We start from the raw sequence: 12,301 nt of genomic DNA on the forward strand, positions 1-12,301 counted from the left end.
TCAATACCAGCTTTTTTCTTGGCTTAACAAACGCTTGGCTTCAAGAAAAAATATTTGAATAAACTTTTTGGTGTTAATGCGAATCGGCAAAATTTTAGAATCTCCCTGCAGTTCTTTCATTTTTTTACGAACGGCTGTAAAGTCAAAAAACTTAGAAGCATAATTTTCAAACTTTGGATTTGAAAAATCTGTTAATCCAATAGAAGCAAAGTGATTCAGTGAGTGAGTAACTGCTCGTCTTATTCGCTGTTCACAAGCCTTGGTTTCACGATTAATTTCAATAGAAGACGCGTGAGCTCCCAATTTTTTCTCAGCGACATTCACAAAAATATTTTTTAGAGAAGGGAAATGTTTTTCCACACTTTCTCTTTGGTCATAAGTGTACAGAAACTGTAAAATATCCAGTAAATCTTTTGCACCATTTTCTCCTACAATACCTAATTCGGCTAATAAGAATTTCCCTACATCGTATAGATGGGCTTGTTTCGTTATCGGCTGGCTTGAAGGAGGAGCGTGATGGGCTGTCGCTAAACTATTCAAGGAGGTTTTAATATCATCGATTGATTTCTCAAGAGAGATTCGTTCAATTACTTTTCGAATAACCGTTAAAATTTCAATTCGATTAATTGGTTTTGTAATATAGTATTCAATTCCTAATGAATAGGCTTCTCCTATTAATTCTTTGGACTCTACCTGTGAAATCATAATCATTTTTCCTTTAAATGAATCTTTTAAATGACGGATCGTTTCGATTCCATCTCGTCCTGGCATAAGTAAATCAATAAATAAAATATCAATTTGCTTTAAATTTAACGTAGAGGCATCTAAAAAGCTGCCGTCTACGACTTCTTCTACAACTTCTCCTAAATCCTCATCTTCAATCAGCTGACTGAGCGTTGAACGAATGGCTGAATCATCATCTGTAATACAAAATCGCATAAACTCATCCTTTCTGAATTAGACTACAAAGAGGTATTTGAATGATAAAAATCATCCCTTTATCTCCTTGTTTAGCTTCAATCGTACCTCCAAGTTCTTGAACAATATCTCTTACGTAAGAAAGGCCAATTCCAGTAGAGGGATTTCCAAATTGATCGTATTTTGAGGTGAAACCAGGTTCAAAAATAGCTTTTTCGTACTTCAAAGGCACGCCAGGACCATCATCTTGTACATGAAATTCTACAAATTCAGCTTGTCTATGTACGGATAAAACAATCATTCCCTCATCTTTAATCGCCTCCACTGCGTTTGCTACCAAGTTATTAATGATCGATAAAATTGTGTAAACGTGGTAGCTGAAATGTTCCCCGGTGACAGAGGAAAAAAAGCTAATTTGTTTGTGAAGAGAATCGGCATATTTTTTGTTGATGCGTACGATCAGCTCGATTAATTCCTCTGCTTTCATATAATTTTGGAAACTTTCATTTGAAATTGTTTTAGATAAGCCCGCAAAAATACGCTGGTTGTCTTTTTTTACTTCGTGAATATCTCCGGCAATCCGAAGCGCTTTTTTACTGAGCGATTGGTTAAGCACAGAATGATCTTTTTCCTGCTGATGTAATACACGGTATAAATCGTACGAGGCTTTTGTAATCACTTCTGTATTATGAAGGGTCTTTTTTAAATGAACGGTTTCTTCATAAAGGCTTGTAATAAGCATTAGCATGTGCTCATTTTGTTTGCGAATTTGACGTTCTCGTGACTGTGATTCATAAATTGTCATCATATTAAAAAAGCTAAGTACAATGAAGCTGTGAGCAAAAGCAATAACGGCCATGTCCGATAATGAATCGATATGAATGGTTGTGTGCAAAACGATATACTGCGCAGTTAGTTCGACTATATCAGCAGCTATTTCAATGATGAGTCCAATTAATCCAATCACAATAGCACTATAGTTCATGCGGCTTACTTTAAAAATAAAAAATAAAAGTGCATACGTAAAGTAAAAGAAAAACGTAGGGTAATGCGTATGTGCAGAAGCCGCAAATTGAAAATGATCGAGCGTGATATAATCGAGCATAATGCGAAAGAGAACGACGCTTAAAGCGGTTAACAATCCGCCAGATAAAACGGTTTTTCGTTTTAAAAGCAATAGGAAAAAGAAAAATGTTGGAGCTCCAAATGTAATTCGAAACGTTTCATTTAACGGATAAAATTTTAGCTCTCCCGCCAGCGGAACAGTAATGAGCATGAGCAATAAAATGTACGGATCTTTTCGAATGAAAGATTTAAAATTCAGATAATTACACCTCCTGAAGTGATTCGTGAATTAGTATACATTGTGACAGCGTCCAGCACAATGGAGAAGAGTACCAAAGATAAAAATATAATTCCAAAAAGTTTTGTAGGTTTTTGTATGCTCTCGTAGGTTGCATTGTACATTAAAAACGAAAATGAAATCCCGCTTTATGAAAGCGCTTTAAAATAAAAAGTTAATGAAGTGATGAGGTGATTTTAATGAAACGAGAAATTGAACAGGAAATGTCTTACTTACAGGTCACTGCAAAAGAGCAGTTACACGAGTGGGTAGAGCAAATAAAAGAATTTTCGTCAGAAGGAAAAACGGCTGATTATATCCCCGCTCTGAAAGATATGGACTCGTCTCAATTAGGTATTTGTTTGATTGGTGCTGACGGAACGGTTATCCAGTCTGGGGATTATGAAGCGGTATTTACTCTTCAAAGTATTTCTAAAGTCATTAGCTTTATAGCAGCTTGCTTATGCTGCGGCATTCCCTACGTACTAGAGAGAGTAGATGTAGAGCCAACTGGAGATGCATTTAATTCTATTATAAGACTGGAAATGCATAAACCAGGAAAGCCGTTCAATCCTATGATTAATGCCGGTGCTTTAACGGTTTCATCTCTTTTATCTGGAGAGACGGCAAAAGAAAAACTAAGCTATTTGTTTGATGTAATAACAATGCTTACTGGGAAAACACCACTCATTAATGAAACCGTCTTTGAATCAGAATGGCAAACGTCTCATCGAAATCGTGCGCTTGCCTACTATTTAAAAGAAACAAACTACTTACAAGGAGAAGTAGAAGAAGTTCTAGAGGTTTACTTAAAGCAGTGCTCAATTGAAGTAACGACTGAAGATATTGCGCTGATCGGATTAATTCTGTCATTAGACGGATATCATCCAGTGTTTCACAAACAAGTAATTCCAAAAGAAGTAGCTAAATTAACAAAAGCGCTTATGCTTACATGCGGTATGTATAATGCCTCAGGAAAGTTTGCGGCATTTGTTGGTATGCCAGCTAAAAGCGGTGTATCAGGAGGAATCATGTCATTGGTGCCACCTAATACGAAAAAGCAGTCTCCATTTCCAGACGGATGCGGTATCGGAATTTACAGTCCAGCTATTGATGAGTACGGGAATAGCGTAAAAGGCGTTACGCTGCTAAAAAAAATCGCAAAAGAATGGGATTTGAGTATTTTTTAGTCTATTTACGTACTATTCATTCGCTTCAATAATATAAACACCAAGAGAAAAAACTTTCATGTTTTGCATTTGTTCTACCAAATTTTCTAATGAGGTGATAGGCGTGCAACAAGCAATCGAAAGTGTAATTAGTGTCATCAATGATTTTTTTTGGTCGAATTTATTAATTATTTTACTTGTATCAATCGGTATTTATTTTACGATCCGCTCTCGTTTTTTGCAGTTTCGCATGTTGAAAGAAATGGTACTTGTTTTGAAAGAAGGACGAGCGGCTAAAGATGGGGGAGTCTCCCCGTTTCAAGCTTTCTGCATAAGCATGGCAGCTCGAGTAGGAACAGGAAATATTACCGGTATAGCGATTGCTATTGCTCTTGGTGGCCCGGGTGCTGTATTTTGGATGTGGATTATTGCCATTATCGGTTCAGTATCAAGTTTTGTAGAAAGTACACTCGCTCAAATCTATAAGGTAAAAGGGTCAAACGGATTTCGAGGAGGACCCGCTTACTATATGGAAAAAGGGTTAAATAAAAGATGGATGGGCGGGCTATTTGCTGTACTCATTACACTGTCATTTGGCCTGGTGTTTAACGCTGTGCAGTCTAATACGATTACGCTGGCATTTGAGAACTCTTTCGGAACGAGCCGCTTATTGATTGGGATTATTATGACAGTTATATTTGCGATAATTATTTTTGGCGGTATCAAACGCATCGCCAAGATATCGGAATACATCGTTGTCGTATTAGCCGTTTTATACATTGGAATGGCTCTGTTCATCATCTTTAAAAATATTGATCAAATGCCTGCCGTTCTATCTCTAATTGTGAAAAATGCATTTGGATTTGAACAGGCGCTTGGGGGATCAATTGGTGCAACGTTAATCAACGGAGTAAAGCGCGGACTGTTTTCCAATGAAGCAGGGATGGGAAGTGCTCCCAACGCGGCGGCAACTGCAGTGACGAGTCACCCAGTTAAACAAGGTCTTATCCAAGCATTTGGTGTCTTGACGGACACGCTCGTGATTTGTACAAGCACAGCATTTATCGTTCTCTTATCTCCCGCCTATAAGCAGGGACTAAGCGGCATTGAATTAACGCAAGCTTCTCTTAGTACACATATCGGTTCTTGGGCATCAGGATTTTTAGCTATCATGGTATTTCTATTTGCTTTTAGTACGTTAATTGGCAATTATTATTATGGAGAAACGAATATTGAATTTTTAAATTCAAATAAGATGTGGCTTTGGTCTTATCGTGTAGGCGTTTTAGCGATGGTTATTTTTGGGTCGGTTGCTCAGCTTCAGCTTGTATGGAATCTGGCAGACTTATTTATGGGGATGATGGTAGTGGTGAACTTAATTGCTATTTTTCTATTATCGAAAGTGGCTTTTTCTGCCTTGCATGACTATACTCAGCAGAAAAAGGAAGGGAAAAATCCAGTCTTTTATAAAGATGCATTAGAAAACAATCAGAATATTGAATGTTGGGAAAGAGAATCGACTTCATCCCCTTCTGAAAAAGAGAATATTATCTAAAAAAAGTTCAGCCAGTTGGCTGAACTTTTTTTTATGCGTTTTTCTTTAATTCAGTTTGCGTAGTGCCTTTAGAAAATAATGTTTCTTTCACGCCATTTGTTGCTGCTTTGGTTTTTGCAGCAAAGATTGGATTTAAAATAAAAACTACGAGTAGGTTAGATAATAATCCCCAGAACCCTTCATAAAGGCCAAATGAATTTCCTGTGGCATGAACGGTAAACGTTACAACCAGCCCTACTACTAATCCAGCAATCGTACTTTCTTTCGATTGATTTCTCCAAAACAGGCTGATAACAATAGCCGGGAAGATTTGTACCATGCCGGATACCCCTAGTAACTGTAGGGAAACAAGTGCTTGTGGGAATAATAAACCGAATAAAAGTGCCAGTCCAATAACAACAAAAACCATAGAACGAGTAACCATTGTTAATGTTTTACCCTGTACATTTGGATTAATTAAATCTCTAAATATATTATTTGCAAATAAGTTAGACGCTCCGATAGCCATGATAGAACATGGAATTAATGAAGCAAGAGCAATCGTTGCATAAGCTAACCCTTGGCCAATGCCACCATATGAATATTGAATCAAGGTTAATAATGCTAATCTAGGATCCGTTGTATCTTGAGGTAATACTTGATAAGCAATAAACCCTAAGAAGATGACTAGAATTAAAACAATATTGTAAAGAGGTAAGAAGACAGCATTTTTACGAAGCGAATCTGCACTTTTAGCAGTGAAAACACCTGTAGCAGCGTGGGCCCACATGAATAAAGCTAAAGCAGATACGAGTGATGCTGTAATAAACCATGGAATGCCCTTAGGTCCTTGTGTTGGGATCGTTAATAGCTGAGGTGCATCCTTTGCAACATTGTCAATCATGTTGCCCCAGCTTCCAAAATGCATAATTGGCAGAGAAACAACCATAAATAACATAATCGCCCATACTAAAATATCTTTAATAATTGCCGTATAAGTGGGACCTTTAATTCCGCTGAAAAAAGTATAAAGAGCCACAAGAAAGAATGAAAGAATAACGACAGCTTTTACATTAATGTAGCCAGTTCCTGCAACGCGAAGAGTATCTTGAATACCGCTAAGCTGAAGATCGATATATGGAATAAGCATCAATACACCTACTATGGCAATTAAAGAGGAGAGAAATTTACTGCTAAAACGTTCTCTAGCATAATCAGCAAGTGTAGTAAGTTTGTGCTTTTTAGCAACAGTCCAAAGTTTTGGAAGAAAAAAATATGAAATTAAAAAGGCTAAAACAGAGTAAGGAATGGCAAAAAATGCGATGCTTCCTCCTTGATAAGCTGTACTTGTAAGACCTAGGAATGTATAAGCAGTATATAAATCTGCTCCTACTAAAAGCCAGACGAGCAGGCTTCCAAAACGTCTTCCCCCTACAGCCCACTCTTCAACGGAGCTTCTAGATGATTTGTCACGTCCTGCTATAAAGCCAATGGCGATAACGACAAGAACAATTGCTGATGTGATTAAAAGTGCGGTTAAATTTCCTTGCATTATTCAATGTCCCCCCAAGATTTTTGTAAACGATAAATGATAAATGTACACACAGGCGTTAAGAAGACCCATAAAAATAACCATAAATGCAAAAGAGGTAATCCAAAAATAATTGGATGAATGTTATTTACAAAAGGTAAAAAAGCGAATTGAGCAATAAACGGAATGATGAATAAAATAAATATTATGAATTTTCTGTTCAATTTTTACTCCTCCTCTAAAATTTATCTAACAATGTTCACTATGATAGCAAGTCTGACATAGTAAAGCAATAAGTTTTTTGAAAATTTCGTTATAAATTACGAAAATTTTTTTAGAAAAACAAAAAAAGGGTATGAGAAGAAGATATTTGAAATGATTAGGGAAGAAAAAGCAGGGGAGAACCTAAGCGCAGTTGCCTTTGAAACAAAAAAAGAACGGAAAAGAAGAAAGGTAGTTTTCTCGATGAGATAAAGTATATTGCTATTGCATTAAAGAAAAAGAATTTGTATGTTCAAATATAGATTTATGGAAGCTATAAAAACAAGCAAATAAAAAAACTAGACAATAAGTGCTTGTCTAGTTCCACCACTCTGTCAATGGTCCTTTGTCGCCATAAACAGGATCTGTTGTAGGAATAGGTACTTGTGCAATTTCATCAAATACGTGAGGGCGATCAGTTTGTTTTCCTGTTCGTAAGTTGTAATCCATGCCCTCTGGATAAGCTCCAACCACTTTAAAATCAGCAGTTGACTGCAGACGCATATGTCCTGTACCTGCAGGGAGTACGAGTACATCCCCAGCATGCACCACGATATTTTCTCCCATATGTCCACCTAGTTTTAAGCGTGCAGATCCGCTAATTACACCTAGTGCTTCATGAGAATTGCTGTGGTAATGGTGAAAATCATATATGCCGCCTACCCAGCTGTTTTTCCAGTTGTGAGAATTAAAAATGCTCTCTACTTTCTCTTTCTTACTAATAAATACGTGTTCATACAACAAAACTGGAAGACGAGGGTGATTTGGAATGGTTCCGTCGTCATCAAAATAAAGAACTTTTACATTTGCATAATTCATAAGCATCCCTCTAACAATCTTTTTTCGTAATTTTCCCTGTTTTTTGCTTGCGTAAACAGAGAAGTTTGCTCGAAGTACTTCATTCGTTGCGAAGTGCATGATATGTAGGTGTTAACGTTTTCCCAAAAGAAGTCTCCCACTTCAAGCGTAGCTAAGTGGTGGGCAGTTTACTTTAGTATCTTTTCTTCATATTGTATATAAGTAAAGGGGCTAGTGCAAGAATTCTATGGATATATAGATGTTAATTCGTATTTTGTAAATGAATAATATATATTAATATAATTTTTAGAAGGTGATATGCTCGTTAAGTAAAAGAATCAAATAATAAGCAAGGTTAGAGTTTTAGTTGTTTTTTGTAATTAGGAAGAGATTTTAAGAAGATTTATTCGGAATTTTACGAATAATTAATTACTTTTGTAAAAGTAATGTAAACATTTTTGTGTATTGAGTAATAGTAATGAATGTTATATACTGATAAAAAATATATTCCTATATGTGACTGGCGCAACATGGATGACCATGGGGGAGCATATAGCGTATAAGCCGCGCGCCTGGGCAAACACTTGAGAAAATTTCGCAAGTGTTTTTTTATTTTCCTAGGGAAGAGGAGTAGATTTGGATGAGCAATATGCAAAGGAAGATGGGAACATTTGCTTTAACCATGACAGGCATAGGTTCGATTATCGGTTCAGGATGGCTGTTTGGAGCATGGAAAGCAGCTCAAATTGCAGGACCCGCGGCTATTTTTTCATGGGTTATTGGAATGGTAGTTATTTTGACCATTGCCCTATCGTACGCTGAACTGGGCGCGATGTTTCCGCAAGCAGGGGGGATGGTTAAATATCCTCAGTATTCACACGGATCATTTATTGGATTTTTGGCTGCTTGGGCTAACTGGATTTCAATCGCTTCAACGATAACAGTGGAGGCTATTGCATCTGTGCAATATATGAGTACTTGGCCGTGGAAATGGGCTCGCTGGACTCATGAATTAGTAGACAATGGCATTTTAACGTCCAAGGGGTTGGCAGTTGCGTCTCTGTTATTATTCATTTACTTTTTTGTGAACTATTGGACGGTAAATCTCTTTGCTAAAGCAAACTCATTTATTACGATTGTTAAATTAATTATTCCTGGTTTAACGGCAGGGGCTTTATTTTTTGCTGGTTTTCATAGCGGGAACTTTTCAAGTGAGCATGGGGTAGCACCTTACGGATGGGCGAGTGTTTTAACGGCAGTGGCAACATCAGGTATCGTGTTTGCATTTAATGGGTTTCAAAGTCCTGTAAATATGGCAGGAGAAGCAAAATCACCTAATAAATCGATTCCGGTAGCTGTAATTGGTTCAATTTTTATTGCTGGAATTGTATACATTATATTACAAATTGTTTTTATCGGAGCAGTAAGTCCGTCATCAATTGCGGATGGATGGAATCATTTGAATTTTAATTCTCCTTTTGCTGATTTAGCGATTGCGCTTGGAATTAACTGGCTAACAATTGTGTTATACGCAGATGCATTTGTTTCTCCTTCCGGCACAGGTGCTACATATACGGCAACGACTTCTAGAATGTTATACGGGATGCAGCAAAATGGATATTTGCCAAAGATATTTGGTACTCTTCATCCACTTTACAATGTCCCGCGCCCAGCTATGTGGCTAAATTTAGCAGCCTGCTTTTTGTTTCTCTTTTTATTTAGAGGATGGGGTGTCTTAGCAGAAGTGATCTCAGTAGCGACGCTTATCTCTTATATTATGGGCCCTGTAGCGCTTATAACATTAAGAAAAACGGCTTCACACTTTTACCGTCCATTTTATTTAAAAGGGGCATCAGTTATTGCGCCATGCGGCTTCGTTTTTGCTTCTTTGACGCTTTACTGGGCAAGGTGGCCACTTACAGGTGAAGTGATTTTTATTATGGCAATTGGCCTGCCAGTTTATTTTTATTACCAAGCGAAAAATAAATGGGTGGGCTTTAAAAAAGAATTTTTAACCGGGGCTTGGATGCTTATCTATTTAGCGTGCATGATTTTTATTTCCTACATAGGAAGCGAAAAATTCGGAGGCAAAAATATTTTACCTTTCGGATGGGATATGCTAGTGATTGCTTGCGTATCATTAGCCTTTTATTACTGGGGAATTAAAAGTGGCAAATCTAACCGATATATGAAAGAAGCTGAACAAATCAATCAAGAAAATTTTAAATCTAAATAAAAAAACACGAGCCGGTGCTCGTGTTTTTATTTAGATGAATGGAGAATTTAGACTTAGTTTTTATCAAAATATTGTAAAAAACATAGATTTTAAGGTTTAATGATTTACACAGAGGGAACCTTTATTTGGGATAAAGTTCTAAAAAAACAAAATAAAGGGGATTGGACAGCTGTGAAAAAAATGAATGTTTTGGCTTTGGTTTTTGTACTTATGCTAGTATTAGCGGCTTGTAACAGTTCTAAGGAAACGGGAGGATCCACTTCGGCTAAAAATAAGGCGATTGAAGCATCTATTGACAGCGCTTCTTATATTTTAGTAGATAGTGATGAAGGAGCTACAAGTGAAGAAAAGGGGCTGTTGAAAGTTGATTTAAAAGTGAAAAATGTATCCAAAAACAGTATATCTTTATCGGATTACGACGGTGTGTATTTATATGAAGGAGATGAACAATTATCTCCAAAAACGGGAGTGAACAGTAGGGAACTTGGACTAGAAAGCAGTTCATCTGACAAGATTGGCGCTGGGAAGCAAAAAAAATTAATGTTCGTCTTTGAAGTCAAAAAAGATAAAAAGTACAAAATTGGGCTTCAGCCAAAATCATCTGATTATGATGAAGAAATTGACGAAGTAACATTAACACTGGATACGAAGAAATACGCGAAAAGCTATAATAAGCTGCAAGACCCAGAAAAAGCTCTGCAAGCTTACACGGAAGTTCTTTACTTAAACAAAGAAAATGTAGATTATGATAAATATGTAACAGCGGACAAAACAGCTGTCATAGAAGAACAGAAAAAAGCGTTTAATGAGGAATTAAAAGGTGCGTTTTCTAATAGTTTAACCGATAAAGCAAAAAAAGATTTTTTTAACATGTATAAAGATGTTTTGAAAGAAAAAGCAAGCGTAAAGACAAATGTGATTGCCAATGCAAATAATAAAGCTGTAGTAGAAGTGGAGTACACTACTGTTAATTTATCAGACTTATATTCATACGTATCGCAGCTTAAGAGAGCATATACAGATGAAACAAAAGATTACGATACAAAACACTCTGAAGAGTTTGCGGCTTCTAAATTCAAAGATATTGTAAATGAATTAGAAACGAAAGAAGGAAGTCGTCCGCTACGAATCTTTATGGTGAAAGAAGATGGGAAATGGACTGTGAAGTCAAGTGACCTATACAGTGACTCTTTAGGTAAAACGTTTGGATCGAGCTACATTCGATAGACAAAAAAGAGGCTAGGACAAAAATAGTTGAGCCCAAGTAAGAAACGAACCATTCATCAATCTGTTTGATGAGTGGTTCGTTTTTTTGCGATGATGCATATCGTTTTATTTGTTTCGTTCCTTCTAGCAGTTGATTGGAGGGCAAGGCGAAGACTCCTGCGGGAAAAGCGGAACAGGTGAGACCCCGCAGGAGCGTAAGCGACGAGGAGGCTCAGCGCCCGCCCGCGGAAAGCGAAGCCTTGCACGGAAATCAATTGCGGTGTCATAAGCAGTCCAGCTCATGTATCTCATTTGTTCGTCTTTCAATTGGATTTATTTCGTTATGTCTCAACCTCTTTTTTGTTTTCTGTAAATAAATCAACGAGTTTTTTGTAAAGCTAAATTTATTGAAATATGCTAGTATAGGTTCATTCATTCTTTTATTCTTATTATGATAGGCATCAATGGAGGTTCTTACTAATGAAAGCAAATTATTGTAAAGATACAAAGGCCGTTCGAACGAGCCGCATTTTCCCTAATGATATTAATAATCACAATACGTTATTTGGCGGAAAATTAATGAGTGATATTGATATGATTGCGTCCATTTCAGCTTATCGTCACAGTCGTACAGAGTGTGTGACGGCTTCAGCAGACTCTATTCACTTTCTGCACCCTATTACGCCTCAGGATTCTGTATGTTTGGAGTCATACGTATCATGGACAGGTCGTTCATCAATGGAAGTGTTTGTGAAAGTGATTAAAGAAAATTTAAAAACCGGGGAGCGTCAAATTGCAGCTACATCATTTTTAACTTTTGTGGCAATGGATGATGATGGAAAGCCCCGCGCAGTACCGGAGCTTATTCCAGAAACAGAAGAAGAAAAATACCTGTTTCAAACGGGGGCAGATCGTGCTGCCACACGTAAACAAGTGCGTAAAAAAAGCAATGAACTAGCCTCAGTGTTGGATTTAGGACAACCTTGGTAGCATAAAAGAGAGGCTGAAAAGTATTTTAGCTCAAGTGAAAAACGAACCACTGATCAACACGTTTGATTAGTGGTTCGTTTTTTTTTTGTTATGGTGAACGTAGGTTTCAGCTGTTTCGTTCTTTCTAGCAGTCGATTGGAAGGAGAGGTGAAGTATTCCAATCAACTGCGGTGTCACAAGCGGTTCAGCTTATGTATCCCATTTGTTCGTCTTAGGGTTGGATTCATTTCGTTATGCTTCATCCTCTTTTTTATATTTGATGAATCTTTCCTCCTAATCGAGAGGAGGAAACAAAATTATATGAAATTTATTTTCG

General features: G+C 37.1%; 11 protein-coding genes and 1 riboswitch. Of the genes, 6 read left to right on the forward strand and 5 right to left on the reverse strand.

The features are described 5' to 3' along the window. Together LJY09_RS04085 and LJY09_RS04090 are read right to left on the reverse strand one after the other, a co-directional pair. Positions 1-939 carry a response regulator gene (locus LJY09_RS04085; RefSeq protein ID WP_028412292.1) on the reverse strand — a complete coding sequence of 313 codons (939 nt, stop codon included), beginning with the start codon at positions 937-939 and terminating at the stop codon, positions 1-3. 4 nt (positions 940-943) lie between these two features. Then, positions 944-2,194: an ATP-binding protein gene (locus tag LJY09_RS04090; protein WP_033578101.1), complete on the reverse strand. Its 1,251-nt coding sequence runs from the start codon at positions 2,192-2,194 to the stop codon at positions 944-946. A 266-nt stretch (positions 2,195-2,460) separates the two neighbouring features. Between LJY09_RS04090 and LJY09_RS04095 the strand changes: the two genes are divergently transcribed. Both LJY09_RS04095 and LJY09_RS04100 read left to right on the forward strand, forming a co-directional pair. Next, positions 2,461-3,450 (forward strand): glutaminase, encoded by a 990-nt coding sequence (locus tag LJY09_RS04095; protein ID WP_028412290.1) that lies wholly within the window; start codon positions 2,461-2,463, stop codon positions 3,448-3,450. Between the two features lie 103 nt (positions 3,451-3,553). Next, positions 3,554-4,984: an alanine/glycine:cation symporter family protein gene (locus LJY09_RS04100; RefSeq protein ID WP_028412289.1), complete on the forward strand. Its 1,431-nt coding sequence runs from the start codon at positions 3,554-3,556 to the stop codon at positions 4,982-4,984. A gap of 31 nt (positions 4,985-5,015) precedes the next feature. Here LJY09_RS04100 and LJY09_RS04105 read toward each other — a convergent pair whose 3' ends face one another. From LJY09_RS04105 to LJY09_RS04115, 3 genes are all read right to left on the reverse strand, one after another. Next, positions 5,016-6,515 (reverse strand): sodium:solute symporter family protein, encoded by a 1,500-nt coding sequence (locus tag LJY09_RS04105; RefSeq protein ID WP_028412288.1) that lies wholly within the window; start codon positions 6,513-6,515, stop codon positions 5,016-5,018. Continuing rightward, positions 6,515-6,718 (reverse strand): DUF3311 domain-containing protein, encoded by a 204-nt coding sequence (locus LJY09_RS04110; protein ID WP_013055514.1) that lies wholly within the window; start codon positions 6,716-6,718, stop codon positions 6,515-6,517. Before LJY09_RS04110 ends, LJY09_RS04105 begins: the two co-directional genes overlap by 1 nt. 355 nt (positions 6,719-7,073) lie before the next feature. Continuing rightward, positions 7,074-7,673 carry a cupin domain-containing protein gene (locus LJY09_RS04115; protein ID WP_080754378.1) on the reverse strand — a complete coding sequence of 200 codons (600 nt, stop codon included), beginning with the start codon at positions 7,671-7,673 and terminating at the stop codon, positions 7,074-7,076. Between the two features lie 386 nt (positions 7,674-8,059). Further along, positions 8,060-8,138, forward strand: a riboswitch (ZMP/ZTP riboswitch). A gap of 55 nt (positions 8,139-8,193) precedes the next feature. On the opposite strand from LJY09_RS04115, the gene LJY09_RS04120 reads away from it, so the two are divergent. The 4 genes from LJY09_RS04120 to LJY09_RS04135 all read left to right on the forward strand — a co-directional run bounded on the left by LJY09_RS04120 (position 8,194) and on the right by LJY09_RS04135 (position 11,985). After that, positions 8,194-9,789, forward strand: coding sequence for a glutamate/serine transporter AimA (locus LJY09_RS04120; protein WP_028412286.1), 1,596 nt, complete (start codon positions 8,194-8,196; stop codon positions 9,787-9,789). 180 nt (positions 9,790-9,969) lie between these two features. Continuing rightward, a complete protein-coding gene (locus LJY09_RS04125; protein ID WP_205689700.1) occupies positions 9,970-11,016 on the forward strand; it encodes a DUF5105 domain-containing protein in 1,047 nt (348 codons plus the stop codon). A 130-nt stretch (positions 11,017-11,146) separates the two neighbouring features. Next, complete coding sequence (locus LJY09_RS04130) at positions 11,147-11,284, forward strand: hypothetical protein (protein WP_167387308.1); 138 nt, start codon at positions 11,147-11,149, stop codon at positions 11,282-11,284. 191 nt (positions 11,285-11,475) lie between these two features. Then, positions 11,476-11,985, forward strand: a complete 510-nt coding sequence (locus LJY09_RS04135) for an acyl-CoA thioesterase (protein ID WP_013055518.1) — start codon at positions 11,476-11,478, stop codon at positions 11,983-11,985. Positions 11,986-12,301: the final 316 nt, after the last annotated feature.

The sequence above is a fragment of the Priestia sp. J2 genome, assembly GCF_020790095.1.
GTDB lineage: Bacteria > Bacillota > Bacilli > Bacillales > Bacillaceae_H > Priestia > Priestia zanthoxyli.

What these genes read in the sequence shown, in the direction of transcription:
- LJY09_RS04085 (WP_028412292.1), bottom strand. Translation starts at nt 939, where the DNA reads ATGCGATTTTGTATTACAGATGATGATTCAGCCATTCGTTCAACGCTC.
- LJY09_RS04090 (WP_033578101.1), bottom strand. Translation starts at nt 2,194, where the DNA reads ATGCTCATTACTGTTCCGCTGGCGGGAGAGCTAAAATTTTATCCGTTA.
- LJY09_RS04095 (WP_028412290.1), top strand. Translation starts at nt 2,461, where the DNA reads ATGAAACGAGAAATTGAACAGGAAATGTCTTACTTACAGGTCACTGCA.
- LJY09_RS04105 (WP_028412288.1), bottom strand. Translation starts at nt 6,515, where the DNA reads ATGCAAGGAAATTTAACCGCACTTTTAATCACATCAGCAATTGTTCTT.
- LJY09_RS04115 (WP_080754378.1), bottom strand. Translation starts at nt 7,673, where the DNA reads ATGCACTTCGCAACGAATGAAGTACTTCGAGCAAACTTCTCTGTTTAC.
- LJY09_RS04120 (WP_028412286.1), top strand. Translation starts at nt 8,194, where the DNA reads ATGAGCAATATGCAAAGGAAGATGGGAACATTTGCTTTAACCATGACA.
- LJY09_RS04125 (WP_205689700.1), top strand. Translation starts at nt 9,970, where the DNA reads ATGAATGTTTTGGCTTTGGTTTTTGTACTTATGCTAGTATTAGCGGCT.
- LJY09_RS04135 (WP_013055518.1), top strand. Translation starts at nt 11,476, where the DNA reads ATGAAAGCAAATTATTGTAAAGATACAAAGGCCGTTCGAACGAGCCGC.